The organism is Microlunatus sp. Gsoil 973, from assembly GCF_009707365.1.
Classification (GTDB): Bacteria; Actinomycetota; Actinomycetes; order Propionibacteriales; family Propionibacteriaceae; genus Microlunatus.
Genome location: NZ_CP046122.1, coordinates 3512416 through 3538992 on the forward strand (window position 1 = coordinate 3512416; position 26577 = coordinate 3538992).

The 26577-nt window shown below is 66.1% G+C and carries 26 protein-coding genes and 1 pseudogene; 18 read left to right on the forward strand and 9 right to left on the reverse strand.

What is annotated here, in order from left to right:
• The first annotated feature begins 28 nt into the window (after window positions 1–28).
• The 4 genes from GJV80_RS16560 to GJV80_RS16575 all read left to right on the forward strand — a co-directional run bounded on the left by GJV80_RS16560 (window position 29) and on the right by GJV80_RS16575 (window position 4267).
• Window positions 29–916, forward strand: coding sequence for an aminodeoxychorismate lyase (locus tag GJV80_RS16560; RefSeq protein ID WP_154688840.1), 888 nt, complete (start codon window positions 29–31; stop codon window positions 914–916).
• Between the two features lie 249 nt (window positions 917–1165).
• A complete protein-coding gene (locus GJV80_RS16565; protein WP_154688841.1) occupies window positions 1166–2074 on the forward strand; it encodes an ABC transporter ATP-binding protein in 909 nt (302 codons plus the stop codon).
• Window positions 2071–3657 (forward strand): ABC transporter permease, encoded by a 1587-nt coding sequence (locus tag GJV80_RS16570; RefSeq protein ID WP_154688842.1) that lies wholly within the window; start codon window positions 2071–2073, stop codon window positions 3655–3657. Before GJV80_RS16565 ends, GJV80_RS16570 begins: the two co-directional genes overlap by 4 nt.
• Window positions 3658–3748: 91 nt before the next feature.
• A complete protein-coding gene (locus GJV80_RS16575; RefSeq protein ID WP_154688843.1) occupies window positions 3749–4267 on the forward strand; it encodes a GbsR/MarR family transcriptional regulator in 519 nt (172 codons plus the stop codon).
• Here GJV80_RS16575 and GJV80_RS16580 read toward each other — a convergent pair.
• Together GJV80_RS16580 and GJV80_RS16585 are read right to left on the reverse strand one after the other, a co-directional pair.
• Window positions 4191–5642, reverse strand: coding sequence for a sulfatase (locus GJV80_RS16580; RefSeq protein ID WP_154688844.1), 1452 nt, complete (start codon window positions 5640–5642; stop codon window positions 4191–4193). The genes GJV80_RS16575 and GJV80_RS16580 overlap by 77 nt on opposite strands.
• A gap of 30 nt (window positions 5643–5672) precedes the next feature.
• Window positions 5673–6554 (reverse strand): NAD(P)H-binding protein, encoded by an 882-nt coding sequence (locus tag GJV80_RS16585; RefSeq protein WP_154688845.1) that lies wholly within the window; start codon window positions 6552–6554, stop codon window positions 5673–5675.
• Window positions 6555–6656: 102 nt separating this feature from the next.
• Between GJV80_RS16585 and GJV80_RS16590 the strand changes: the two genes are divergently transcribed.
• On the forward strand, window positions 6657–7577 hold the full coding sequence (locus tag GJV80_RS16590) for a LysR family transcriptional regulator (protein WP_154688846.1): 921 nt from the start codon (window positions 6657–6659) through the stop codon (window positions 7575–7577).
• A 10-nt stretch (window positions 7578–7587) separates the two neighbouring features.
• Here GJV80_RS16590 and GJV80_RS16595 read toward each other — a convergent pair whose 3' ends face one another.
• On the reverse strand, window positions 7588–8622 hold the full coding sequence (locus GJV80_RS16595; protein WP_154688847.1) for a zinc-binding dehydrogenase: 1035 nt from the start codon (window positions 8620–8622) through the stop codon (window positions 7588–7590).
• Window positions 8623–8774: 152 nt separating this feature from the next.
• Between GJV80_RS16595 and GJV80_RS16600 the strand changes: the two genes are divergently transcribed.
• Window positions 8775–9731, forward strand: coding sequence for a glycoside hydrolase family 43 protein (locus GJV80_RS16600; protein WP_154688848.1), 957 nt, complete (start codon window positions 8775–8777; stop codon window positions 9729–9731).
• A 15-nt stretch (window positions 9732–9746) separates the two neighbouring features.
• Here the strand turns inward: GJV80_RS16600 and GJV80_RS16605 are convergent, their stop codons facing one another.
• Window positions 9747–11408 (reverse strand): tetratricopeptide repeat protein, encoded by a 1662-nt coding sequence (locus tag GJV80_RS16605; protein WP_154688849.1) that lies wholly within the window; start codon window positions 11406–11408, stop codon window positions 9747–9749.
• Window positions 11409–11748: 340 nt separating this feature from the next.
• Between GJV80_RS16605 and GJV80_RS16610 the strand changes: the two genes are divergently transcribed.
• Window positions 11749–13062 carry an amidase family protein gene (locus GJV80_RS16610; protein ID WP_230207776.1) on the forward strand — a complete coding sequence of 438 codons (1314 nt, stop codon included), beginning with the start codon at window positions 11749–11751 and terminating at the stop codon, window positions 13060–13062.
• Between the two features lie 147 nt (window positions 13063–13209).
• Here the strand turns inward: GJV80_RS16610 and GJV80_RS24150 are convergent, their stop codons facing one another.
• Window positions 13210–13452, reverse strand: coding sequence for a hypothetical protein (locus tag GJV80_RS24150; RefSeq protein WP_230207777.1), 243 nt, complete (start codon window positions 13450–13452; stop codon window positions 13210–13212).
• Here GJV80_RS24150 and GJV80_RS25160 point away from each other — a divergent pair.
• The 3 genes and pseudogenes from GJV80_RS25160 to GJV80_RS16625 all read left to right on the forward strand — a co-directional run.
• A pseudogene (locus tag GJV80_RS25160) lies at window positions 13379–13807 on the forward strand (metallophosphoesterase); the annotation flags it as partial. The gene GJV80_RS24150 and the pseudogene GJV80_RS25160 overlap by 74 nt on opposite strands.
• Window positions 13808–14256: 449 nt before the next feature.
• Entirely contained in the window at window positions 14257–14880 is a 624-nt protein-coding gene (locus GJV80_RS23320) for a PQQ-binding-like beta-propeller repeat protein (protein ID WP_230207778.1), read from the forward strand.
• Window positions 14881–14889: 9 nt separating this feature from the next.
• The gene (locus GJV80_RS16625; RefSeq protein ID WP_154688852.1) at window positions 14890–15375 is read left to right on the forward strand and encodes a PQQ-binding-like beta-propeller repeat protein; all 486 of its coding nucleotides are present in this window, start codon (window positions 14890–14892) and stop codon (window positions 15373–15375) included.
• Between the two features lie 14 nt (window positions 15376–15389).
• Here the strand turns inward: GJV80_RS16625 and GJV80_RS16630 are convergent, their stop codons facing one another.
• Complete coding sequence (locus tag GJV80_RS16630; RefSeq protein WP_154688853.1) at window positions 15390–15971, reverse strand: dihydrofolate reductase family protein; 582 nt, start codon at window positions 15969–15971, stop codon at window positions 15390–15392.
• A 25-nt stretch (window positions 15972–15996) separates the two neighbouring features.
• On the reverse strand, window positions 15997–16683 hold the full coding sequence (locus tag GJV80_RS16635) for a TetR/AcrR family transcriptional regulator (protein WP_154688854.1): 687 nt from the start codon (window positions 16681–16683) through the stop codon (window positions 15997–15999).
• 85 nt (window positions 16684–16768) lie between these two features.
• Between GJV80_RS16635 and GJV80_RS16640 the strand changes: the two genes are divergently transcribed.
• A complete protein-coding gene (locus GJV80_RS16640; protein WP_154688855.1) occupies window positions 16769–17929 on the forward strand; it encodes an FAD-dependent monooxygenase in 1161 nt (386 codons plus the stop codon).
• Window positions 17930–18032: 103 nt separating this feature from the next.
• Here the strand turns inward: GJV80_RS16640 and GJV80_RS16645 are convergent, their stop codons facing one another.
• Window positions 18033–18713: a GntR family transcriptional regulator gene (locus GJV80_RS16645; RefSeq protein ID WP_154688856.1), complete on the reverse strand. Its 681-nt coding sequence runs from the start codon at window positions 18711–18713 to the stop codon at window positions 18033–18035.
• A gap of 195 nt (window positions 18714–18908) precedes the next feature.
• Between GJV80_RS16645 and GJV80_RS16650 the strand changes: the two genes are divergently transcribed.
• The 7 genes from GJV80_RS16650 to GJV80_RS16680 are packed head-to-tail and all read left to right on the forward strand — an operon-like array spanning window position 18909 to window position 25645.
• A complete protein-coding gene (locus GJV80_RS16650; protein ID WP_154688857.1) occupies window positions 18909–20627 on the forward strand; it encodes a glycoside hydrolase in 1719 nt (572 codons plus the stop codon).
• A gap of 31 nt (window positions 20628–20658) precedes the next feature.
• The gene (locus GJV80_RS16655; RefSeq protein ID WP_195908977.1) at window positions 20659–21483 is read left to right on the forward strand and encodes an aldo/keto reductase; all 825 of its coding nucleotides are present in this window, start codon (window positions 20659–20661) and stop codon (window positions 21481–21483) included.
• 27 nt (window positions 21484–21510) lie between these two features.
• Entirely contained in the window at window positions 21511–22491 is a 981-nt protein-coding gene (locus GJV80_RS16660; RefSeq protein ID WP_154688859.1) for a carbohydrate ABC transporter permease, read from the forward strand.
• Window positions 22488–23369 carry a carbohydrate ABC transporter permease gene (locus GJV80_RS16665; protein WP_154688860.1) on the forward strand — a complete coding sequence of 294 codons (882 nt, stop codon included), beginning with the start codon at window positions 22488–22490 and terminating at the stop codon, window positions 23367–23369. The genes GJV80_RS16660 and GJV80_RS16665 overlap by 4 nt, the downstream gene beginning before the upstream one ends.
• Window positions 23370–23409: 40 nt before the next feature.
• Entirely contained in the window at window positions 23410–24522 is a 1113-nt protein-coding gene (locus GJV80_RS16670; protein WP_230208428.1) for an ABC transporter substrate-binding protein, read from the forward strand.
• The gene (locus GJV80_RS16675) at window positions 24497–24865 is read left to right on the forward strand and encodes a hypothetical protein (protein ID WP_154688862.1); all 369 of its coding nucleotides are present in this window, start codon (window positions 24497–24499) and stop codon (window positions 24863–24865) included. The genes GJV80_RS16670 and GJV80_RS16675 overlap by 26 nt, the downstream gene beginning before the upstream one ends.
• 12 nt (window positions 24866–24877) lie before the next feature.
• Window positions 24878–25645: an SDR family NAD(P)-dependent oxidoreductase gene (locus GJV80_RS16680; protein ID WP_154688863.1), complete on the forward strand. Its 768-nt coding sequence runs from the start codon at window positions 24878–24880 to the stop codon at window positions 25643–25645.
• Window positions 25646–25746: 101 nt separating this feature from the next.
• Here GJV80_RS16680 and GJV80_RS16685 read toward each other — a convergent pair whose 3' ends face one another.
• Window positions 25747–26541 (reverse strand): Gfo/Idh/MocA family protein, encoded by a 795-nt coding sequence (locus tag GJV80_RS16685; protein WP_154688864.1) that lies wholly within the window; start codon window positions 26539–26541, stop codon window positions 25747–25749.
• Between the last annotated feature and the right edge of the window lie 36 nt (window positions 26542–26577).

Below are 26577 nucleotides of genomic sequence, written 5' to 3' on the forward strand. Positions count from 1 at the left end.
TCCGCCGACGCGTGATTCAATCGTGGTCGTGACCGAAGCCGTCCTGGTGATCATCGACCCGGCGACCAAGCAACCCCAGGGTGCGTCCCCCGGCGACCGTCTGCGGCTAGCCGACCCGGCCGAACCACAGATCAGGGTCACCGATCTCGGCATCACGCGCGGCGACGGCATCTTCGAGACGTTCGGCGTCTTCGACGGCGAGATCCAGGCGATGCAGCCGCACCTGGCGCGTCTGGCCCGGTCGGCGCGAATGCTCGACCTGCCCGAACTTGATCTTGAGGTGATCGAGGAGGGCGTCCGGCTGGCGGTGCGCGAGCACGAATCGGTGCCGCAACTGTCGGTGAAGTTGGTCGTCACCCGGGGCATCGAAGGGATCGAGGACCCCACCGCCTGGGCGCTGGCCTTCGTCGGCGAGGACTACTCCGGACGCCAGCACAACGGGCTGAAGGTCGTCACGCTGGACCGCGGCTATCGGCACGATGTCGCCCAGACCTCACCATGGCTGCTGCAAGGGGCGAAAACCCTCTCCTACGCGCTCAACAAAGCGGTGATCCGCGAGGCCAAACGCCGAGGCGCCGATGAGGTGATCTTCATCAGCTCCGACGGCTACGTCCTTGAGGGTCCGAACTCGACGGTGATCATGCGGGTCGACCAGTCGTTCGTCACGCCGCGTACCGATCAGGGAATCCTCGAGGGGACGACCCAACACGCGCTGTTCGGGATCGTGGAGTCCCTCGGCTACCGGTCGGAGTATCGGTACGTGATGAAGGACGAGCTCGACCGCGCCGACGGCGTGTGGCTGGTCTCCAGCGGGCAACAGCTGTCTCCGGTCGTCGAGCTGGACGGACGCCCACTGGTCCGGGACATCGAACTCGACCAAGCGCTGTTGAAGCGCCTGATGGCGCGGACCGACTGACCGTTCTGGCGGGGCTCGCGTCGCGTTGAGCTGCGGCCGGCACGTCTGGCCCGCGCACGTCTGGCCCGCGCAGGTCTGGACTTGGGCGAATGCCTCTGGCAGAAAAAAGGGATGTGGCGACACCCCCGCGTCGCCACACCTGAGCAGATCCCAACCCTCGCCGGGTTTGCCCTTTGTCGAACTCTACTGTGACCGAACAGACACTTCGGTATCTTCACAAAGTTGTAAAAAGTACTAACGTTGCGATACGTGACTAGTGACTTCGTCATCGACGTCAACGGCCTGGTCAAGACGTTCGGCAGCGTCCGGGCGCTCAACGGCCTCGACCTCGGTGTCGCACCCGGTGAGGTGCACGGCTTCCTCGGCCCCAACGGGGCAGGAAAGTCCACCACGATCCGCGTCCTGCTCGGACTGCTCCGGCACAACGGCGGATCTGCGACGGTCTTCGGTCTCGATCCCTGGCACGACGCGGTGCAGATCCACCGCCGGCTCGCCTATGTTCCCGGGGACGTGTCGATCTGGCCCAACCTGAGTGGCGGCGAGACCATCGACCTGTTGATCAGGATGCGCGGGGCCGATCCGAAACTGTCCCGGCGCGCTGAACTGATCGAGCGATTCGATCTTGATCCGACGAAGAAGGGCCGGGCCTACTCCAAGGGCAACCGGCAGAAGGTCGCGCTGATCGCCGCGTTCGCCACCGACCCGGATCTGCTGGTTCTCGACGAGCCGACCTCGGGGCTCGATCCGTTGATGGAGCAGGTCTTCAACGACTGCCTCGGCGAACACAAGGCACGCGGCGCAACCGTCCTGCTGTCCAGCCACATCCTCAGCGAGGTGGAGCGGCTGGCAGACCGGGTGACGATCATTCGTGAGGGCAGGGCTGTGGAGTCCGGGACCCTGGATTCGCTGCGCCGGCTCCGCCGGTCCAAGATCATCGCGGTCGTCGACGGGCGGGTTCCCGATCTGTCGGGACCCGGCGTCCATGATCTTCTCGTGGACGGGCAGTCGGTGAGTTGCACCGTCGAACCCGAGGCGCTGCCCGGCGTCCTTGCCGCCCTGACCGCAGCCGGTGTCCAGTCCCTGACATCGACTCCGCCGAGCCTGGAGGAGTTGTTCCTCGACGCCTACCGGCAGCAACCCGTGAAGGTCGGCGCATGAGCACCTACGTCGGCACGGGGATCCTGACTCGGCAGGCGCTGCGGCGCGATCGAGTGATCGCGCCGATCTGGGTCGCCATCCTGGCGATCCTGGTGTACGCCTCCGCCGCCGCCACCCCGACGCTGTACACCACCGCCGCGGAGCGGGTCCGCGCCGCCGAAGCGATCAACGGCAATCCGGCGGTCGTGGCGCTCTACGGGCCCATTCTCGAAGTACGCAGCATCGGTGAGCTGTCCATGACCAAGATGACCGTGCTGTACACGGTCTTCGCCGCAATCCTGATCGTCATCTTGGTCCGTCGGCACACCCGCGTCGAGGAGGAGAGCGGTCGGCTGGAACTCGTTGCCGGCACGGCGATCGGCCGGAACGCCCCGATGTTCTCGGCCGTCGCGGAATCGACCGCCCTCAGCGTGATCATGGGGGTGTTCGCTGCGCTCGCCTCGATCGGCGGCGGGCTCGGTGTGTCCGGCTCGGTCGCCTTCGGCGTGACCTGGACCGGCATCGGGCTGATCACCACCGGTCTCACTCTGGTGGCCTGCCAGCTCTCGGCCAGCGCGCGGACCTGCGCCGCCATGGTGGCCGCGGCGCTCGCCGTGCTCTACGTGCTGCGGGCTGTCGGCGACATCTCGGCGGAATGGCTGTCCTGGATCTCACCGTTCGGTTGGAACACCCGCTTCCGGGCCTGGGGTGAGCCGCGCTGGTGGATGACCGGCCTGTACGTCGGATCGGCAGTGATGATGATCGCTGCCGCCCAGCTGCTGCGTTCCCGCCGTGATCTTGGTTCCGGGATCCTCGCCGCACGACCGGGGCGCGCGACCGGTTCCCGGCGGTTGTCCGACGCGATCTCGTTGTCGTTCCGGGTGCACCGGGGCTCACTGATCATCTGGTCGGTGGCGATGGCTGCGTTGGGCATCGTCTTCGGAGCGATCGCCCCAGGTGTCAGCGGACTTCTGGACACAGCCAATGCCCAGGAGATCATCAGCCGCCTCGGTGGTCCGGGAGGGATGGCTGATGCGCTGGTCGCGGCCGTCCTGTCACTGACCGGGATCGCCGTTGTCTGCTTCGCCATGTCGGTCATCGGTCATGCCGGCGGGGACGAAGGCGACGGCCGGACGGAGGCCGTACTGGCCACGGCGACATCGCGATCACGATGGTTCGCCGCGACGAGCGTGGTCGCCTTCGGCGGTGTCCTGTGGCTGCTGCTGGTGACCGGGATCTTCCTGTGGATCGGTTACGGAGCAGTCGGAGCACCGGCAGACTCGCACACGAACATGATCGTCCCGGCCGCCCTGGTCTGGGTCGCACCCGCCTGGCTGGTGGTCGCGCTCGCCGCGGCCCTGTTCGCCGTACGGCGGAGTTGGACGGCGATCGGCTGGATCCTGCCTGCCGCCTGTCTGGTGATCAGCATGGTGGGCCCGCTGCTGGATCTGCCCGACTGGTTCGTGAAGATCTCGCCGTACGCCCATGTGCCGCTGCTGCCGGGCGCGGAGATGGACTGGTCTCCCCTGCTGGTGATGACCGGGATCGCGATCCTCGTCACGGCTCTCGGCTGGTGGCGATTCAGCAGAAGGGACATCGGCTGATGCAACGGCTCGGAGCGCGTGCTGTGCTTTCGGTGGCGCCCGCCGTCTTCGTCCCGGCGTCAGAACCCCCGCCGACTAGGATGCCCGTGCCATGAGTTCCACCGACCCGTCAGCCACCACACCCGCCACTCGCGACGAGCGGCGGGTGTCGCGGTGGATCGAGGAGTTCGCCGGGTTCATGGTGCTGTCCGGTATCCCGCGGATGCCGGCCCGGGTGATGGTCTGCCTGATGGCCGACGACCGTGGAGAACTGACCTCGGCCGAGCTGTCCGAACGGCTCAAGATCAGTCCCGCCGCGGTGTCCGGTGCGATCCGCTACCTGACCACGGTGCACATGGTCCGCCGAACCCGCCAGCCCGGATCCCGCAGGGAGATCTACAAAGTGGACCGCGACGTCATCTACCAGGCCTCCGTCGGCCAACTCCCGTTGATGACGCGTTGGGAGGAGATGCTCCGGGACGGAATCAAGACCCTTGGGGCCGAGACCGAGTCCGGTCGGCGGCTGGCCGAGAGTGCCGAGTTCATCCACTTCATCACCGAGGAGCTCGACGGGTTGCTCGAGCGCTGGGACGCCCATCGCTCCCGGCAGAGCCCGACACACCGGTCGTGACCGACGTCAGCCAGTCCTGGAAGTCGGCGGTCAGTCGGGCTACATCATCGGGGCGTCGATCGGCGAGATTGTCGGTCTCGCCCGGGTCGGCCGCAAGATCAACCAGCATCACTCCCGAACCCGGATCGGCGTGTTCGGTCCGGCGGATCCCGACCGCTCCCGGGCTATCGCCGTCGACCACCCGCAGCTTCAGATCACCCTGCCGGATCGCCCACTGAAAGCCGCAGTCCCAACACAGTTGATCATGACCACCGGCACCAGTGCCGGAAAGCATCGGCCCGACGTCGACGCCATCCGAGGCGGCCGTCACTCCGGCGTCGGCACCGGCCGCGGCGAGCAGGGTCGGGAACAGGTCCACAGAGCTCACCACACCGTCGCGGTCCTGCCCGCCGGACCAGCCACCGGCCGGCCAGCAGACGATGAACGGTACCCGGATCCCGCCCTCCCACAGGGTGTACTTGGTGCCGGCCAGCGGGCCGTTGTCACCGTAGTTGCAGGTCGATCCGCCGTTGTCGGTCAGGTACACGATGATCGTGTTCTCCGCCTGCCCCGAGCTCTCCAGTTGATCAAGGAGGCGACCGATCGCCGCATCCATCAGCTCCAACTGGGCGAGATAGTAGTCGCGACCATGATCAAGGTTGGGACTGATCACGCCGTCGTACCAGTCGGCGTAGGCACCGTCCTCGTCGTGCCAGTCGGCGTGGATCGGGAGGCCGCGTCGTTCCAGCTCCTCGGGCGGCAGTTGCCAGCCGAAGTTGTGCACGGCGTTGAAGGCGAGCATGCAGAAGAACGGCCGGTCCGGTGAGCCGTCGATGAAGGTGCCGGCGCGGTCGGCGAGCTCATCGGTGAGGAACCGTTCCAGCTCGACCGGATCGTCACCGTCCAGCATGGGTTGGACCGCCATCCGCCAGCCCGCCTCCGGGCCGTACTCGTCGACCGCCGTCACGGAGTGCCGGAGGTAGTTCAGTCTGCCCTGTTGTTGGCCGGCCAGACCGTAGAAGGTGGTCGCGAAGCCGTGGTGCGGCGGACAGGCCCGGTCACCGACCTGCTCGGGACCGTAGTGCACCTTGCCGAAGTAGCCGGTCGCATAGCCGAGCTCGCCGAACCGCTCGGCCAGCGACGGCAGCTGATCAGGAAACCGTGAGGTGTCGAACCAGCGGGAACCCCAACGGCGTTGATGGTGTCCGCTGATGATCGCCGACCGGGACGGCGAGCAGATCGGCGCGGTGACGTACGCCTCCGGGCAGGTGAGACCGGATTCGGCGATCCGGTCGAGGTGGGGCGTCCGCACGGCAGGATCGGAGCTGATCCTGCTCCGGTCGCCGTACCCATGATCATCGGACAAGATCAGCAAGACGTTGGGAGGGTTGCTCACCGTCCCATCATGCTGCACGCACGGCCGAAGTCAGCCCAGGTCCGGAGCGAGCACCTCGGCGCACCACTGCCGGAAGCTGGTCGGAGTGCTGTTCTCAGCGGTTCGCGTCACCCCTAGATCGAGTCCGTTCGCCTTCGCCACCGCCATGTCGACCATTGCCTGGGCGATCGCCCCTGACCGACCCTGGGCGAGCATCATCGCCTTGTAGTCCTCGTACGGCATCTGCCGATAGTCGATCCGGCGACCCAATACCTCCGACATGATCTCCGCCATCTCGAGCTGGGACAGGTCCTCCGGTCCGAGCACCGGGACTTCGCCGATCCCGGTCCAACTGCGGTCCAGCAGGAGTTCCGCGGCCACGGCGGCGATGTCCTTGGTCGCGACCCGCGGCAGTCGCAGATCGCCGGGTTGTGGTTCGGAGAAGAATCCCTGGTTCCTGATCAGCTCGGTCTGCCAGAGCAGGTTGTCCATGAAGCCTGGCATCACCAGGGCGCGATAGCCGGCGCCGGATCCGGCCAGCAGATCGTCCATGGCCAACGAAGCGGTGGCCAGGCCGGCCCGATCGGCCTGCGCGGTTCCGCGGCCGAGGGCGGAGATGCCGACGACGTGACCGACGCCTTGGTCGCTGATGGCTTCGGTTGCCGGCCTGGTGAAGTCCACGAACGCCGACTCGACGTCTGGTGCCTGTGGATCGGCCAGCAGAAGCCAGAAGAGAGCGTCCGCGCCGACCAGGGCCTTACCGATGACGTCCGGATCGCCATGAGATCCGGTGATCACCTCGACACGGTCGCGAACTGCCGGTGCGAGCTTCTCGGGATGCCGGGCGATCACCCGGATCTCCGTGTCGGTGGCCAGCAGGTGGTCAAGGACCAGGCTGCCGATCTTTCCGGTGGGTGCTGTGACAACGATCATCGAGATCTCCTCCACTGTGTTGATCTTGGTTGTGTTTCGATCCTCCGGTCTGAGCGCGGAATAGCGAAGGACCGATTCGGTGCCGATTGATACCCTGGCGGTATGAGTGATCCGGACGTCCGGCAGCTGAGGTACTTCGTGGCTGTCGCGGAGGAACGTCACTTCGGGCGGGCGGCCGAGCGGCTCGGGATCGCGCAACCTCCGCTGTCCCGGTCGATCCGTGACCTGGAGCGACAGCTCGGAGTCCGGTTGCTGGAGCGGACGACCCGGCAGGTGAGGGTGACGCCGGCCGGTGAGGAGTTCCTCCGGGATGCCCGGGCCGCGTTGAACGCGGTCGACGCGGCGGTCCGACGGGCCCGCAACGCCGGCAGCGCACGGCCGGTGCTGCGGGTGGCCATCAAGGCGGACTTCGACGCCGGGCTGCTGCCGATGATCCTGGAGGAGTACAAGTCCGAACCCGACGGATTGTCGGTGGATCTGCTGTTCGGCGGCCGGGGTGATCAGGTGCCGGCATTGCGAGACGGGCGAGCCGATGTGGCGATCCTGCCGCTGCCGTACGACGCTGCCGGGATCGACCGGGAATCGCTGCTGACCGAACCGCGGCTGCTGGCGATCTCGGCAACCGACCCGCTGGCGGCCCGGCGACGCGTGCGGCTGGCCGATCTTGCCGGACACGTTCTACCGGATGGGTCGCCCGCCGAGGCCGGTGAGACCCCACCTCCGCCGCCTGATCATCATCGGTCGGGACACCGACTCGATCTGGCCCAGATCTTCCATCTGGTGGAGATCGGCGAGACGGTGTTCTTTCCGCCGGTCTCGGTGGTGCAGCGTCATACCCGTCCCGGTATCGCCTATCGCGAGGTTGATGATCTTGATCCGTCGACCTTGACGGTGGCCTGGCCGGAGACGTCGCGATCACCCGCGGTGGCGGCCTTCGTCCGCGTTGCCGGCCGAGTCGCCGCCGAGCATCCGTCGGATGGGGCCTGGCCGGATCTGCCGGCAGCGACCGGGCTGACCCTCTAGGGCGGGCCGATCACTCGTCGGGCCAGACGATCGCGATCTTGCCGCTCGCTCCGGCATCGGCGATCCGGTACGCCTCCGCTGCGCGGTCCAAAGGGAACGTGTCGCTGACCACCGTGCGAGGATGGAGATTCCACCGGACCAGATTGGTCAGCAGTTCGGCCATCCGCCCGGTCGAGGTCACCCAGGATCCGTACACGGTGAGTTGCCGGTGAATGATCACCTCACTGACGTCGACACTGAGCTGACCGCCTTCGCCGACCAACGCGGTACGGCCCCACCGGCGGGTGTGCTTGAGTGCGGCGAGCTGGCCGATGCCGTTGCCGGAACAGTCGATCGCGGCCTCCGCACCGTCACCGAGGATCGCCCGGAGTTGATCATCGTCGCCGGCTTCGACGGTGACGTCGGCAGCGCCGAGCTCACCGGCCAACCGGCACCGTTCCGGGCTGACGTCCACCCCGACGACCTGGGTGACACCGATCGCCTTGGCCATCAGGCCGGCCGCATTGCCGACCGGACCGAGTCCGACCACCAGCAGCCGGTCGCGGCCGGAAACGTCCAACCGACACAGGGCTTCGTACGCCGTGCCGAAGCCGCAGGCGACACACGCGCCGTCGACGAAGGTCAACTCATCGGGCAACACCAGCAGGTCGCGCTCCTCGGCGAGCAGCTGGTCCGCGTGGCCACCATTGCGTTGCCAGCCGTACGCCGCCCGCCGGGGTGAAGTACAGCTGATCTGATAACCGCTCCGGCAGTCGTCGCACTGACCGCACCCGCTGATGTGGTAGACGACAACCCGGTCGCCGACCTTGATCCGCGTCATCCCCTCGCCGACCGCGATCACCCGGCCGGCCGGTTCGTGGCCGGCCACCACATCTTGATAGGCCTCCGGCCCTTCACCGAGGTGCTCCCGGTAGATCGCCCTCAGGTCGCTGCCACAGATGGTCGAGGCCCGCATCGCAACAACCGCCTGGCCGAAACCGGGCGTCGGATCGTCGATGTCGCGAAGCTCGACCTGACGTCCTCCTGGCAGGAATGCTGCGTGCATGGGTGTTCCTCCGCTGTTGTCGCTGACGTCAGCAGCGTAGTGGGCACCGGATGATCGAGGAGGCGGTGGCCGACGGACCGCCGTCCCCGCTACATTGGGTCAGCGACAACTCGGGGCAGCGATCTTGAACTCAAGCGACAGAGGAGTCATCGATGTTCCGCCTGACCCGAAGGCTCGGCCTGGCAGCCCTCTCCATCGCCGCGTTGATCGGCAGCTCATCGGTCTCGGCCGACGCGGCACCGACACCGCAGCCCTATCTCGCCATTGATCAGGACTTCCCCGATCCGGCGCTGTTGCAGGCCGACGGGGCCTATTGGATGTATTCGACCAACTCCGGCGGCGTGAATCTGCCGGTGGCCACCGCGGCCACGCCCTACGGCAAGTGGAAGCTGGTCGGTGAAGGGATGCCGACCCTCGGCGCCTGGGCCCGAACCGGGTTCACCTGGGCGCCCGACGTCAGCCGGCTCGACAACGGCAGCTACGTCGTCTATTACACGGCCCGGGACGTCGCGTCGGAACGGCAGTGTGTCGGGGCGGCGAAGTCGGCCAGCCCAGCCGGCCCGTTCGTCCCGGTCGGTGACCAGCCGTTGTTCTGTCCTGTTGATCAGGGCGGAGCCATCGACGCGTCGGGGTTCACCGACAGCGACGGCACCCGTTACGTGACGTGGAAGAACGACGGCAACGCGATCGGCATGCCGACTCATCTCTACATCCAGCAGGTGGCCGCTGATGGTGTGACGACGGTCGGCGACCCGGTGATCGCGTTGACCAACGACCCGGCGACCGAGGGATCGCTGATCGAGGCGCCGTACGTGATCAAGCATCGGGGCACCTACTACCTGTTCTACTCCTACGGCGCGTACAACAACGAGACCTACACCGAGGCGTACGCATCGGCGCCCAGCATCACCGGCCCGTGGACACGCGGCAGCACGCCGTTGATGACCACGGCAAGCATGAAGGGCACCGTGGTCGGTCCGGGCGGCGCGTCGATCCTCGGTGATCTTGTCGCCTTCCATGCGGTGACCCATCGGCCGGGACTGGTCCGTCCGACGTACCTGATCAATCTGAAGTGGCAGGACAGGACGCCGGTTGTCTCCGTCCGGTGACCCGGTGATCCGACCTCAGTGGCAGTGATGGCTGTCGACATCGAGCCGGCAGAAGCAGGATGATTCCACCGGCACGTCCGTGTGCGCCGACGCGAGCGCGAGTTGCTGGCCGACGATCGCAGCGCTCTCAGTCTTGCCCAGGCGGGTCAGGCATTCGTGGTAGCCGTGCAACGCCCACACATTGTTGGGATGATGCTGCGACCGCGGCACCGTGGCATCGAGCCCGAGGTCGGCGCGGTAGACGGCCTCGGCCTCCTCGATCCTGCCCTGCTCCAACAGGAGGGCCCCGTACGCGTGCCGCGTCGGCTGCATCCAGCCCCACGGCTCGTCGTAGGGCAGATGATCATCGAGGTCGACAGCCCGGAGCAACGCGGCCAGGCCGGCCTCCACATCACCTGACCGGTAGGCGATCTCGCCCTCAAGCATCGCGGCGGCGATCTGCAGGATGTCGGCACAGGTGTTGTTGAAAAGAGTGCGGCTCTCCGGCACCCGGGCGACCGCTTCGGCGAAGAGCCGCTGTTCGGTCCGGGCGTGATCATGATCGCCGGTGATCGCGTACGCGATGCCCCTGGCGTAGTGCAGCATCGCCGTCGTCGTGCAGTAGAGCTGTTGGTCCTTCGGCAGCGGCGACTCGAGGATCTCCGTCCAGCGCCCGAACCGCACCAGGACGTGTACCCGCATCGCGCCGAAGCTCTCCAACCAGTCAGCCATCGGTGGCGACTCGATCCTGAGCAGCTGCTCCGGTATGGCCTGCTCGATCAGGTCCGCTGTCTCGAACGCGATGGCGCTGGCTCCGAGGAACAACGCGCCGTACAGCCGGAAGTGCAGGTTGTGGCACCGATACAGCGTGTAGAAGTTCATCACGCCGGCGTACTCGAGGTAGCGGGCGTCTGCCCTCATGGCGTCGGCGTTCGAGGTGATCACGCGCCGGTAATCCCCGGTCAGCACGTCCAGGTGGGTCGGCATGTGTTCCAGATGGCCGCCGTCAGGCACCAGCCCGCGCAGTTGGTCGGCGATCGACAGCGCGGACTCCGGTATGCCGGACATCTCCATCAGGTGGATGTAGAGATGCAACAGGCCGGGGTGTTCCCGACCGCCGGGTTGTGCCAGCGCACGGTCGAGGATCTCTTTGATCGTCAAGGTCGCCGCACCCTGGGCGGGTTCTCCGGTGAAGACGTCCCACAGCGCCCACGGCGTGAGATTCATCAGTGCGTCGGCATACAGGGTGGCCACGTCAAGATCATCGGGAAACCTGCGGTAGACCTCCTCCATCGCCTGGGCGTAGGAGCTGTTCCAGATGTCCAGGTCTCCCGGGTGCGCCGCCGGGTAGCGCGCGTGGATCGCCCCGATCAGCTCAGTCTCGACCTCGTTGGCCCGCCCGGCGTGCTCCGAAGCCTTGCCGCTCGCCGCGTAGACCTGATCGACAGTGCTGCCGAGCTCGGTGTCATCGAACGCCTCCCACGGCTTGTTGTAGTTCGGCCCGAGCGCGTACGCCACACCCCACCAGGCGATCGCCAGCTCCGGGTCGGCCTCCAGTGCCTTGCGGAAGCAGACGACGGCCTCCTCGTGGTTGAACGCATAGGCCCAGATCAGGCCACGATCGAACCAGGTCTGGGCCTCGACCGAGCTGGTGGAGACCGGGCGGCTGTAGCCGCCGAGGTCGAAGTAGTCGGACATGTCTCTTCAGCGCCTCCTACTGACCGGGATCCGACGTCGGTGACCCCACGAATACCACGGGAGAGTCCTCTCCGTCCGGGCTGGCGAAAACTGACGTGGACATCCGTCGACGGCTCCCCTAGGGTCACACCCCAAGATCATCACCTTCAGTGAGGGGACCCGCCCATGGTTGATCCTTCCCGGATGCCGGACCTGGCCACTGCCGGCGTCCCAGAGATCACCGCGGGGCTGGCAGCAGGCGATTTCACCAGCGTTGCGCTGGTCGAAGCCTACCTCGACCGCATCCTGACGCTCAGCATCAACGGCCCGCATCTCAATGCCGTCCGATCGATCAATCCCGATGCGTATCGCGAGGCGGCAGAACTGGACGACGAGCGGGGGGCGCGGCCGGCTCCGTGGCCCGCTGCACGGCGTTCCGGTGTTGATCAAGGACAACATCGACATCGCCGGTATGCCCACGACCGCCGGTTCCATTGCGCTGGCGGCCTCGGTTCCGCAAGCCGACGCGCCGATCATCGCCCGCCTGAGGGCGGCCGGCGCGGTGATTCTCGGCAAGACCAACCTGACCGAGTTCGCCAACTTCATCGCCGAGGACATGCCGTCGGGTTACAGCTCCCTGGCCGGCCAGGTGATCAACCCCTACGATGCCAGCCAGACGCCCAGCGGCTCCAGCTCCGGCTCGGGCGTGGCCGCCGCGTCCGGCCTGGCCACGCTGACGGTCGGCACCGAGACGTCCGGTTCGATCCTGAGCCCGGCGCAGGCCAATTCGGTGGTCGGTGTCAAACCGACCGTCGGCGCCGTCAGCCGCACCGGCATCGTCCCGATCTCAGCGTCCCAGGACACTGCCGGCCCGATGACCAGGACCGTGTACGACGCCGCGGTGCTGCTGACGGGGATCATCTCCGAGGATGCCGACGATCCCGCCACTGACGGCAACCCTCTGCTCGGCATCGATCTCAGTGAGAACCTTTCTCCGGATGCGCTGGGCGGCGTTCGACTCGGCTATCTGGAGAGCGACGACGAGCTGTACCAGGAGGCACTGCAAGTCCTCGCCAAGCAGGGGGCCGAGCTGATCAAGGTCACCGTCGGTGACACCGAACTGGACGGGGTGCTGAGCCTGGAATTCAAGCGGGACCTGAATGCCTACCTCGCCCGCCTTCCCGACGATGCGCCGATGCGGTCCTTCGACGCCATCCGGCGGTTCAATCGTGATCATCAGCAGGCCCGGAAGTTCGGTCAGGCGATGTTCGACAGATCGGCGGAGGTCGACCTGACCGATCCCGAACAGCTGGCGGCGTACGAGAAGGTGCGCGACGACGGTATTCACCAGACGCGGACGGCGATCGACTCCGGGCTCACCGAACATGATCTTGCTGCGATCGTCTCCCGGACGGAGACCGTCTCGGTCGGCGCTCGGGCCGGCTATCCGGCGGTCAGCGTGCCGATCGGTTACACCGCCGATCATCTCCGCCCGGCGTCGATCACCTTCCTCGGCACTGCCTGGTCCGAGCCGACGTTGCTGCCGCTGGCATACGCCTATGAACGGGCCTCGAGGATGCGGCGAACACCGGAGGAGATCAATCCGTCACTGTTCCGCGGATACACGGTCCATGATCAGTGGGACGCCGACATCGACGTTCCCGAGCACCCGTGAAGATCAGCACAGCCGCACGTCAAGTCGTTCGGAACGCTCGGGGGTCGTTCGCCGGTCGCGATCATCGTCGCGATCGTTCCCAGAACCGGAGGAGCCACGAATGGATCACGTCGACGGAGCTGCGACCGCTTCGCCCTGCCGACACAATCACATCTCTCGACGTCGGGTGCTCGGCGCGGCCGGCGGCATCGCGGCCGGCGTCGGGCTGGGGTCACTGGTCGGCGCGGCACCTGCTGCAGCCGTGACGCCCCGCGGGACCGGGGTGCGATTCGCCGCAGTCAGCGACACCCACATCAGCATCAGCAGTTCCCAGTCGATGACCTGGCTCACCCAGGTGTACGCGTCCATCGCCGCCCGCGAGCCGGACGCTGTCCTGCATTGTGGTGACATCACCGACACCGGCCTGGCCGAGGAGTTCCGGCTCTACGGCGCGACCGTCCCCGAGTCCCTCCAGGGCCGGATCCACTACACGCCAGGAAATCATGAGACCCGGTGGGATCCGACGGCCAAGGAGCGCTACCGCGATCATTTCGGACCGGCGCCGTACTCGTTTGATCTTGGTGGACTCCATGTCATCGGCTTCGACCCCAGCGAAGTCCTGCAGGAACCGGGCCACTACGGCCGGTCCGGTCTCGACTGGTTGCGCGACGATGTCGCCGGTCTGCGGCCCGGGACGGCTGCGTTGCTGTTCCAGCACTTCCCCCTCGGCAACGACTATTACTTCCTCGATGACCAGCCGGCCGTACTCTCCGCTCTCGTCGGACTTCCGGCGCTGAAGGGCATCATCGCCGGGCACATCCACCGGGAGGACATCAGCCGGTTCAACGGAATCACCCAGGTCGCGCGTCAATGCGGTGAAGAACGGCGCCCTCTACTACTGGTTCGAACGCCGCACCGGATCGGACGAGGTGCTGGTGACCCGGGTGGCAGTCGCCGCCGACGGCACCGAGACCGAGACCCCGCTGACCAGCATTCCGTTGTCCGGTACGGAGACCGGCCGGGATCTCCGCCCGGACTCGGTACGCCTCGGTCGCCTCAGTGGTGGGTCGCTCCCGGTGACAGTGGATCTCCGTCCGACCGCAGTGGCTTCTGCCGAGGTCCGTCCCTACCCACAGGCGATCTTCGGCGGCACCAGCAAGGACCCGTGGCAGCCGCTGTCCGGGACAGGACGCCCGGCGGACCGGTCAGGTCGAGGTGGCCGACCTCGTTGCCGGAACTCAACAGCTCGAGATCCGGGTCCGCGGGACCACCGGTGCGCGCTGGCAGGAGACCGCCTCCTACGAGATTCCGGCCGGCGCCGGAGACCCCTCACCGCAATGGCAGTTCCGACTCAGGGGCGCGGTGCAGGGCGGTGTCACGGTCGTCGATCGCGACCGCGACCTGCTGGTTACCGCGACCTCCGCGGGTGTGGTGACGATCTTCGACCGGACGGGACGGCGGGGCTGGAGCCGCGCGATCGGACCGGTCTACCGCCGCCCGGTCGTTGATCGGACCCGTGACCGCATCTTCGTGCCCAGCGCCGATCATCTCCTGTACGCCCTCGACGCGCGCACCGGAGGCACCATTTGGTCCTACGACGCCGGAGCGCCGGTGCTGAGTGTGCCGAACTCCGGTGTGATCGACGGACGCGATCTGATCACCTTCTCGGCCGGTGATCGACTGGTCACTCTCGATGCCCGGTCCGGTGCCGAGCGGTGGTCGGTCGACGATCGCGGATTCTCCTCCGGACAGGTGGCGATCGACGGCGGCGTCGTCCATTCCTCGGCGGCGGACGGATACGCACGGGCATACGATCTCGCCTCCGGTGATCAACTCTGACACTACCAGATGGCCACCGGCGATGCACACCGGATCGCTCTCTACAGCGGCTGGGACACGGTTGTCGCTGCCGGCCACGGCACTGTCGTTGTGGCAACGGTGTCGGCGGCGACCGCTCTCGACGCGGCGTCGGGTGCCGAGCTGTGGACGATGGCCGGTAGTGCCATGTACGCGCCGGCACTGATCATCGATGATCACGTGTTGCTGACCACCGAATGGGGCGTCGTCTCGCTCCTCGACCGGGACTCCGGCGCGGTGCTGTGGACCACAGACCTTGCGCTGCGGGTCTTCAACGCCGGTGTGGTGATCGACCACAAGACGGCGTGGGTGGTGACGGTCGACGGCAAGGTGATCGGGCTACGCCTCGTTGACGGTACGGTCGTCGGAGCGTTGCAGCACAGCCTGGCCTACAACTTCGCCCGTCCGGCCGTGATCGACGGCATGTTGGTGGTCGGCGATCAGGACGCTGTCGTTCGCGGGCTGCGATTGCCCTGACCGATATTGGTTGATCATTCGTCGTACCGGATGGAGTAACGGTGCAGGGTGACTCCCTCGTCGAAGGACGCCTGCTCGATCAGGTCGAGGTCCAACCGGCCGATGGGCTCGTCGAAGAGCGGCCGGCCGGCACCGAGGATCACCGGGTGGGTGAAGAGCATCACCTCATCCAGCAGTTGCGCCCGCAAGAGTTGGGTGGCCAGGTCCGCACCGCCGACGCCGATCAGCCCGTCGGTCTCCGCGCGGAGAGCGGCCAGCTGATCAATGGCGTCGTCGCCACCGATGATCTTGGTGTTGTGGTCGGCGGTCGTCCGGGTCCGGCTGACCAACACCTTCGGCGCCGACGTCCAGATCTCGCCGTACTCCCGCATGAAGTCGGGCAGCGACTCATCGGTGCGTGCGTTCGGCCAGAAGGGGTCCATCAACTCGTAGATGATCCGGCCCTCGACCGACATCGCCAGTCCGCGGGCCCGGTCGTTGAACTCACGATGCAGCCGTTCGGTGATGCGCAACCAGTCGCCGGCGTTGTGATCACCCGGAGCGCTTTCGATCTTCAGATCCAGCGAGACATTCATCCAGTACACGAACCGGCCCATCGTCGCCTCCCGATGATCAATACGGTTACCGGCGGGAGATCAGGGCATCCACGCCGTCGAGGATCCTTTCCAGGCCGTAATCGTAGGCCTGATCGGCAGCGTCCGCCGCGCTGGTTTCGGCGAATGCGGCTGTACTCAACGGAAACTCGGCGTGTCGATCGGCCAGCACCGCGGCGAGCCGGGCGCTGATCGCCTGCTCGGGATCCTGTTGATCCTCCTGCTGCTGCACGATGCCGCGTACGTGGGAACTCAACAGGGCGAGCGTGTCCAGCCGTTCCGATCCGCTGAGCAGCAAGGCCGCCAATGCGGCCAGTCCCGCCTCGAACCAACTCAACTCGACCGGGCCGATCAGCCGGATGCCGGAGGCCGCCGCCGACAGCCACGGATGGGCGGCGAAGCCCTGGCGCATGGCGTTGGCCCAGATGCGCAGGCCCTCGCGCCACGGCCCGGCGGTGTCGGGCGGCTGCCCCATGGCCACCTCGATCATCAGGGCGATCAGTTCGCCACGTGCGGGGACGTGGCGATAGAGCGCCATCTTGGTCACACCGACCTCGCCCGCGATCCGCTGCATGGAGGCGGCGTGGAGGCCTTCCTGGTCGGCGACCCGGATCGCGGCAGCGATGATCTGCTCGCGGTCGACCCGCGGTTTCGGTCCTCGGCGTCCGGGTCGCGGCGTCGCCCACAGCGCGGCTGCCAGAGAGTCACCAGACATGTCCCCACTCCTTCCCCTTGCAACTGTGTCTACCAGACACTACTCTGTGTCCGGTAGACACAGTTTCTGTCCGGAGGGATTTGTCATGAAGGTGTTGGTTTCGGGGGCAAGCATCGCGGGCCCGGCAGTGGCGTACTGGCTGGGTCAGCAGGGCCACGAGATCACCGTGGTCGAGCAGGCGTCAGCGGTCCGCTCCGGTGGTCAGGCGGTGGACTTCAAAGGCGCCACCCATCGGCAGGTGTTGCAGCGGATGGGGATCTGGGACGGCCTGCAGGCGATCCGTACCGCACCCGTGGATCAGCACATCGTCGACGCAGGCGATCGGGTGCGGGCGATCATCCCGCACGAGTTCACCGGCGGTGATCTCGAGGTGCTGCGCGGCGACCTCGGGCGGCTGCTGTTCGATCGGACGAAGGAGAAGGCCGAGTACCTCTTCGGAGATCGGATCGAGTCACTCTCGGTCGTCGGCGACGGGGCGGAGATCGTCTTCCGGAGCGGCCGCCGGGAGGATTTCGATCTTGTGGTCGGTGCCGACGGGATCCATTCCGGGGTGCGCCGGCTGGCGTTCGGACCCGAGGACGACTACGTCCAGTTCCTCGGCCACTACTACGCCGTGGTCGGCAGCAACACCGGCGCCGGCCATGAGTTCGACGCAGCCGGCCGGGCCATCGGGTACTGGTACAACGAGCCGGGCCGGCTGGCGGCGATCGGCGGGCCGAAGGCACCGGATCTGTACGTGTTCGCCGGCGAGAAGGACGCCTACGACCGGCGGGATGTCGCGCAGCAGAAGATGTTGATCAAGGACAGCTACGCGGGCAGCGGCTGGCGGGTGCCGGAGATGCTTGGCCGGCTTGAGGAGGCGGACGAGTTCTACCTGGACGGCATCAACCGGGTGCGAATGGACAGCTACACCCGCGATCGGGTCGTCCTGGTCGGCGACTCCGCCTACGGCAACACCCTCGGCGGATTCGGCACCGGTCTGTCGATCGTCGGAGCGTACGTCCTCGCCGGCGAACTCGGCCGAGCCGGAAATGATCTTGGAGCGGCATTGTCGTGCTATGACGCGATCATGCACCGGTACGCGAAGGTGGCCCGGTCCGGCAACGCCGGCCCGTTCCTGGCGCCGCGGAACCGCCTGATGATCGGCCTGCGCGATGTCACCTTCAAGAACCGTGCGCTCTTCGGGATGATGATGAAGCTGACCGACAGGTTCGCCACCGACATCGAACTCCCCGACTACAAGTGACCGGCGCAGCGGATGGCCGTGCCGTCGGCTTCGGATGATCTGTGGCAGGGACATTCCTGTCACAGATCATCCAATGACGGGTTCTCCGGTCACCGCTCCGCAATCACCGTTCCGGGAGGTTGAGGCGCTTCAGCCTCTCGTAGGCACCGAGGATGTGCTTGTCGATGCCGTCCTGGGCGGCCTGCGGGTCACCGAGCGCCAGGGCGTCCCGGAGTTCCTTGTGTTCGCTGTAGCCGACTTCGAGGAAGTCCGGGAAGCTGGCGTTGCGTGCCCGCAGGAAGACGGTGACCTGCCCGCGGATCGACTCCCAGACCCGCTGCACCCGGCTGTGATCGCAATAGCGGTAGATGATGTCGTGGAACTGAAGATCAAGACGTACGGCATCCTCGGGGTCGATCTTGGTGTCGACACTCTTCATCTGCTCCAGAACGTCGTCCATCTCGGCGAAACCCGTGCTTTGCATCCGGGTACAGGCCCGACTCGCCGCGAGCCTCTCGATCGCGCCGCGAAGAGTGTGCACCTCCTCGACATCCCGGCGCGTCAAGGTGCTGACAAATGCGCCGCGGTGCCGGCGCAGTTCCACGTGACCTTCCTCCTCGAGCCTGGCCAGTGCCTGGCGGATCGGCCCGCGGCTGACCTTGAGCGCGTCGGCGAGCTCGGCCTCCTTCAGATGCTGACCGGGCTGGAACTTGCCGCCGGTGATCATCTCCCGCAGCACGTCGGTGACCAGATCCCCCAGGGCGCGCTGCGACGGTAACGGGGACACGACGTCGTCGGGAATCATGCCCGACCACCTCCTCAGGACAGGCACCAGCGGCAGCTGAAGCAGCACGACTCTAGTACTCACCAGCTCGGCTCGTAGATTGTAAACAATTACCTATTGACAGTATCCAATCCTCCCAGGCAGACTCGAGTCAACCCGCGAAGACGCAGAACCCCAAGCAGCCCGGCGCACCGGGCAGAGAGGTCAGCAACGACGATGACCACCCAGACAGCGGTTCACGCCGGACGCAGATCGCTCGGCCCGTTCCCGCCCGCAGCTCCCCGGAATCCCGATGCACCGCATGTCACGCAGGCGTCCATCCAGGTCGACGCCGACGACGTCCAGGGTCCGCTCACCCGGGTCTGGGAGAGCATCGGCTATGACGAGTTCAACTGGACCTACACGCCGACCGGAAAGCGGCTGCTGAAGACCTTCGCCGACTTCTCCGGCGCCGGCTACCACGTGCGGCCGCACTACATGTACTGCTCCGGCAGCGGGTTCGGCATTCCGCACTGGAGTTCCGGGAACGTCTACCACGAGGACGAGAACGGCACACCGTTCTACGACTTCACGCTGCTTGACCAGGCCTACGACGCGATCGTCGGCGCGGGTCACCATGTCCTCGTCGAGCTCGGCTTCACTCCGCGCGACCTGCTTCCGCCCGAGGCCGAGGCGCTGACGGTCGTGCCGAGCCCCACGGCCTACACCACCTACGAGGCCGGCGCCTGGGGTTACCCGCCCAAGGACTACGACAAGTGGGCCGGCCTGATCGCCGCCACGGTCCGGCACTGCGTTGAGCGCTATGGCGAGGCCGAGGTCAACACCTGGCTGTGGGAACTGTGGAACGAACCGGACGGCAGCTACTGGCGCGGCACCCTTGATCAGTTCAACGAGCTCTACACCGTCACTGCCAGGGCAGTCCGCGAGGCACTGCCCAGCGCCAAGGTGGGCGGGCCCGCGGTGACGAGCGGCGGGCTGGATTTCCTCAAGGGGTTCCTGGACTACACCTCGAGCCGCGACGAACCGATGGACTTCATCTCCTACCACACCAAGGGATCCCGCTGGGAGACCCGCGACTATCGGCCCTTCGCTGCTGCTCCGGCCGAGTTGCTCAGCCCGTCGGCGACGAAGATGCTGTACGACCTCCGGGAGTTCAACCGGCTGATCGCGTCCTACGACGCCTATCGCGATCTTCCGGCCATCGTCGACGAGTGCGACGCCGGAGTGCCGGCCCACTTCGGGGTCTACGACAACCGCAACTACACCTTCCAGAACACCGAGTACTACCCGGTCTTCCAGGTCAAACTGATGAAGAAGATCCTTGATCTCAACGCGGCCGGGCCGGTCCAGGTGGAGCAGGCGACGTCGTGGAGCTTCTACTTCGAGGGCGAACGCTACTTCGAAGGCACCCGATCCTTCCTCACCGCCGGCGGCGTGCAGAAGCCGCTGCTCAACGCGTACCGGATGATGTCGCTGCTCGGCCCCGATCGACTCGGCACGACCTCGGACGCGGCCTGGCGGCTCGACGAACTCGACCACACCGACGGCAGCAGCATGCCCGAGGAGGTCGATGCGCTCGCGTCGCGGGCACCTGACGGCACCGTGGCCGTGCTGGTCTGGCGCCACATCGATGATCAGTATCAGACCAGCGATGACCAAGCACCGGTGACGATCACGGTCAATAACCTGCCGGCAGGCAGCTACCAGGTGCGCCATCTGCGGATCGACGCCGAGCACAGCAACTCCTACGCCGTGTGGCAGTCCTTCGGCTCGCCCCAGGACCCGACACCGGACGAGCTGGCCGCCATCACGCAACGACAGGGACTCGAGGAGTACGAGCCGCAGCGGCGCGTCACCGCGAACGGCTCCGTGTCGTTGGACGTTGCGCTGCCGTTGCCGGCCGCATCCTTGTTGATCTTGGAGCCGTCGAACTGACGCCGCCATCTCACCGGAAGGCAGCCTGATCATGATCACGCTCAACAACGGGGTACGGATCCCGCAGCGCGGGTTCGGGGTGTTCCAGATCCCGCCCGCCGACACCCAGCGTGCGGTCGAGCAGGCTCTCGAGATCGGCTACCGGCACATCGACACCGCTGCCGCGTACAACAACGAGGCCGGCGTCGGCGCCGCGGTCCGTGCCAGTGGCCTGCCGCGTCAAGAGCTGTTCGTCACCACCAAACTGCGCAACGGCGAGCACGGCTACGATGCGACCCTGCGCGCCTACGATGAGACGTTGCAGAGGCTCGGGCTCGATCAGGTCGATCTGTATCTGGTGCACTGGCCGAATCCGACGGTCGATCTGTACGCCGAGAGTTGGCGTGCGCTCGAGCGGGTCTATGCCGACGGCCGGGTGCGGGCGATCGGGGTGTCGAACTTCCTGCCCGAACATCTGGAGCGGCTGGCCAAGGAGAGCGACGTCGTCCCCGCCGTCAACCAGATCGAATTGCATCCCACCTATCAGCAACGCGAGCTGACCCGGCTCTGCCGAGAGCGGTCGATCGCCGTCGAAGCCTATTCACCTCTCGGCCAGGGTGCTGATCTCGAACACCCAGCGGTGACGGCGATCGCGACGGCGCACCAGGTCACCGCGGCACAGGTCGTGCTCCGCTGGCACATGCAGCTTCGCCACATCATCATCCCCAAGTCGGTGAATCCGGGCCGGATCCGGGAGAACTTCGCCGTGGACGGTTTCGCGCTCAGCGACGACGAGATGCGTGCCATCACCGAACTGGAGAGCGGCAACCGCATCGGCAACGATCCGCGCACCTTCGCGTTGAGTCAGATCAGATAGCCGGATGATCATGAACGGATGTGACCGATGACGATCAGATCTGTGCACCTCACCCGGCGAGAGGCTCGGGTCCGGGCCGGCGAGTCCGCGGCGACCAACCAGCGACCGGCACGGCACGGCTGGAAGAAGAAGACCACCTGGATCTGGCTGTTCCTGTTGCCGACCGTCGTCCTCTACGGCATCTACACGATCTATCCGATCATCGCCAGTTACTGGTATTCGCTGGTCGAGTGGAACGGCTTCGACGAGAACCAGACCTTCGTCGGGATCAGCAACTACCGCGAGGTCTTCGCCGATCCGCTGTTCTGGAACTCGTTCAAGGTCACGCTGCTCTTCATGGTGTTCGTGGTCCCGGCGCGCGTACTGCTCAGCCTGCTGATGGCGATGGTGCTCAATTCGCCGAAGCTGCCACTGATCGGCGTGCTCAGGTCGGCGTTCTTCATCCCGGTGGTCACCACCACCGCGATCATCGGTGTGGTCATGCGGTTCATCCTCGATCCGGCGAGCGGACCGATCAATTCGATCCTGCTCAGGCTGGGCAGCGGCGGTATCGACTTCCTGGGTGATCCGCATTGGGCATTGCCGACCGCGGCGGTGCTCTACGTCTGGAAGTTCTTCGGCGTGACCATGATCTACTGGCTGGCCGCGTTGCAGACCATCCCGTACGAGCTCAACGAGGCGGCGCGGATCGACGGTGCCGGCACCGGGAAGATCTTCCGATACATCACGGTGCCGATGCTCAAGCCGTTCCTGATCATCATCACCGTGCTGACGATCGAGGAGACCTTCCACAACTTCGATCTGATGTACACCCTGACCGGGGGTGGGCCGTACTTCCACACCGAGATCATCGAGATCTACATCTACCGCTGGGCCTTCGCCGCAGCGATCCCGCAGCTCGGGCACGCCTCCGCCGCGGCCGTCGTCTTCGGCCTGTTGGTCGCTGTCGTCGGAGCGATCCAGCTGTGGGCCGTGTACGCGACCCGTCGGAGAGGAGCCGGGCGATGACCGCTCAACTGACCGCGCCGGCAGGTGCACAGACCGATCGGCAGCGTCGCGTCCTGCGCCGGCTGCCCTGGTGGATCGCCACCGTGTTCCTGATCGGCGCCGCCCTGATCTGGATCTTTCCGTTCCTGTGGATGCTCTCCGCATCGCTGAAGAACAACATGGAGATGTTCAGCGGCGGCCTGCGGCTGTGGCCGAAGGAGTTCGTCTGGGACAACTACGCCCGCGCCTGGAACGATGCGCACTTCGGCCGGTATCTGATCAACACCATCGTCGTCACCGTGATCACCGTGGTGATCGTCACCATCCGCTGCGCGACCGCCGGCTACGTCCTTGCCCGCTACCGTTTCCGCGGATCGCGGCTCTTCCTCGGCGTGCTGATCGCGACGCTTTTCGTGCCGACCGGCTACACGATCATCCCGGTGGTCAAGATCTCGATGCAGCTGCATCTGATCGACTCCCTCGGCGGGCTGATCCTGGCGCTCAGCGGCGGGGCGTACGTGTCCGCCATCCTGATCTATTACGGCTACTTCCGGCAGATCCCCAGGGAGCTCGAAGAGGCCGCCGTCGTTGACGGCGCCGGGTTCGCCCGGACCTTCTTCTCGGTGATGCTGCCGCTGGCCATGCCGGTCACGGCAACCGTGGCCGTGTTGACCTTCATCGCCACCTGGAACGCATTCTTCCTGCCTCTGGTCTTCACCTTCAGCCGACCCAATCTCCGCACGGTGAGTGTCGGCATGCAGGCGTTCGTCGGTGAGACGGCTACCGACTGGGCAGGTATGGCGGCGGCCGGCGTGATCTCGATCGTGCCGGTGGTCGTCCTCTTCATCTTCCTCCAGCGCTACTTCGTCGAGGGAATCTCCGGAGCAGTCAAGTCCTAGCAACAGCAAATGATCATCACACGAAGGGGTGAACGTGATCATGACCGGGAACACGACAAGATTGACACGGCGCGGCCTGCTCGGCGCGTCAGCACTCGCGGCAGTCGGCGTCGCCACCGGCTGCAGCAGTTCAGACAACAAATCGAATTCGGGTGGCGCGGCCGGCAGCGTCGGCTCGCTGCAATGGTGGGACCACTTCAGCTCGTTCCAGGATCTCAACGACAACTGGGCCAAGACGGAGTCCAAGGCGTTGAAGACCAACGTGACCCACACCTACTACGACGCATCCAAGGCACCGCAGGCGTTCCAGCTGGCGCACCAGGCCAACAAGATGCCCGACGTCTTCTCCAACGTGGTCGGACTGCCCCTGCCGGCGCTCGTCAGCGGCAACTGGGTCCACGAGATGAAGCTGCCGGAGGACGTGAAGTCCAAGCTTCCGCCCAACACCCTGACCGAGGGCATCACCGGCCTGAACGGCAAGCTCTACGGCTTTCCACTGTTCAGTTTCCGCCAACTGTCGACGCTGGTCTGGATGAACAAGGACCACTTCACCAAGGCGGGACTCGACCCGAACAACCCACCGACCGACTATGCCGGGTTCAAGACCGCCCTGACCAAGTTGAAGGCGGCCGGAATCCAGCCGCTGACCATGGCGATCGGTGCCGACGGCGGCCGGATTCGCGATCAGGTCGACGACATGGCCCAGACAGCCGGTTTCCCCGGCTATCAGGGCATGAGGTTCGCCACCGGTGAGTACGCATACGACGATGATGCGTACGTGACCGTGATCGAGTACTTCAAGGAGCTCAGCGACTCCAAGCTGCTGATGCCCGGATCGAACAACTTCAGCGTCGTCGATGCTCGCACCCGGTACGCGTCCGGCGTCGTTGGCGCGTTCATCGACGGCATCTGGTGCCGGCGGCGCCAAGGCCCTGGCACCGACGATCGTCGACAAGATCGCGTCGGGGCCGATCCTGGTGCCGACGTCCGGTACGGATCCGTGGTGTTACCGCGGTCGACCGAGTGCGGCGTATCTGGTCTCGGCAAGCAGCAAGGACCCGGATGGGGCCGCCAAGCTCATCGCATCGTTCATGTCCGAGGAATATCAGAAGGGAATGATCGCGGCGATGGACCAGCCGCCACTGAATCTTGATCTTGTCGACTCCTCCACGGCGATCGACGCGTACAAGAAGGCCGTCGCGTTCTGCAAAGCGAACGTCTTCCAGATGCCGCAGGCGATCGTCAAGAATCCCGAACAGGCGGCGGTGGACGCGCAGCGCAAGCCGGTCACGCCTCACGTCGGCAACATCGTCCAGGGCTATCTGAGCGGCTCGATCAAGGACCTGAAGGGCGCGCTGAAGAAGCTGAGCGATGCCACCGAAGCAGACCGGGAACAGGCGTTCAAGAAGGCCAAGGCATCAGGAGCCAAGGTTTCCATGGACGACTACGCCTTCAGTGACTGGAAGCCTGGCCAGGACTACGAGAGTCAGAACTGAGGAGGCACTGCGGTGGGAGACGATCGGATCGAACGCAGCGCCATCGTGACGGGGGCCGCGTCACCGCGTGGCATCGGCCGGGCGACGGCGCTGCTGCTGGCCGAGCAGGGCTGGAACATCGGCATCCTCGACATCGACGAGCGCGGCGGCCAGGCACTCGCCGACGAGATCACCAGCGGCTACAGCGTGAAGTCCTACGCCGCCGTCGCCGATGTCGCGAATGAAGGTCAGGTGCGCTCGGCGATCGACGAGTTGGAGGCTGCGCTGCCACCGCTGGCCGGGCTGGCCAACATCGCCGGCGTCAGCTCACCGGTGCCCTATCTCGAACTCACCGGTGAGGAGTGGCACCGGGTGATCAACATCAACCTCAACGGCGTGCACTACGTCTGCCGTCGAGTTGCCGAAAGCATGGCGCGGCACGGTTACGGACGGATCGTGAGCGTCTCGTCCATCTCTGCCCAGCGGGGCGGCGGAACGTACAGCAAGACGCCGTACTCGGTGGCGAAGGCCGGTGTGATCGGACTGACCCGGGCGCTGGCTCGCGAGCTGGGTCCGTACGGGATCACGGTGAATGCGGTGGCACCGGGTCCGATCGACACCGACATCATGGGGGGCCCATTGACCCCGGAACGACGAGCCGCCATGGTCGACGAACTGCTCGTCAACCGGGTCGGCGTTCCCGGGGACGTGGCGACCGCGATCGCGTTCCTGATGTCGGAAGAGGCCGGCTACATCTCCGGTCACACGCTCAACGTGGACGGCGGCCTGTACATGCACTAGGCCAAGCCCGGGTCAGCGCCGTTACGCCGCCATCCACTGTCAGCTGTTGCCTCTGGCAGGGCCCGATCGGGGCACCTGATCACCGCCCTGCGGCAGGTGTGTCATGCGAAGGCGTGTGCCGCGGCCTCGATGACGACGATCGTCCGCAGGATCTCCTGGTACGGCACCGGCGGGGCGCCGGTGCCGAGCATCCCAAGGAAGGCTCCGATCCCTGGTTCGACATAGCCCGGACCGAGTGCGATCTCGGAGGAGACGACACCGTGCCGTCCGGTCACGCTCGCGTGGAAGGGCACCCGCTGATGGTCATCGGGCTTGACCAGCTGGAGCGTGACGTCGACCTCGCCGGATAGGTAGCGGATGATCACGGTGTCGCGGATGGACGACACCCGAAACTCGGTCGGCTCGCCCGGTGCGAGCCGCTGGGCGACATCGGCACAGTGAATGCCGTAGAAGAAGATGCCGCCGTACTCGCTGCGCGGGTCCGCCGGTCCGATCACGGTCAGCGCCTGCAGCTCGCCGATGGAGTCCCTGCGCTTGGCAAGGTTTTCGACGTCCGGGACCCAGCGCAACGGCGAGTACGACGCCAGCGGCGTGCCGGTGCGTACGGCTTCGGCGATCATCCGCCGAGCATCATTGGTGCTGCAGGCCAGCGGCTTGTCGACCCAGACGGGTTTTCCGGCGGCCAGGAAGGGAATGGCTTGATCGGCGTGCAGGGCACCGTCGCGGTTGGTGACGATCAGGGCGTCGATCTCGCCGATCAGCGAGGCGGAGTCCTCGACTCTGCGATCTATCCCACCCAGCTGCATCAGCTCGGTCAGATGTGCGTCGTCCTCGCCCACCAGCGCGACGACCTCGGCCCGGGATCGCTCGGTAGCGAGGTTGAGATACTTGATCATCTCGGTCGCGTGGCTGTTTCAACGCCGACAATGGCC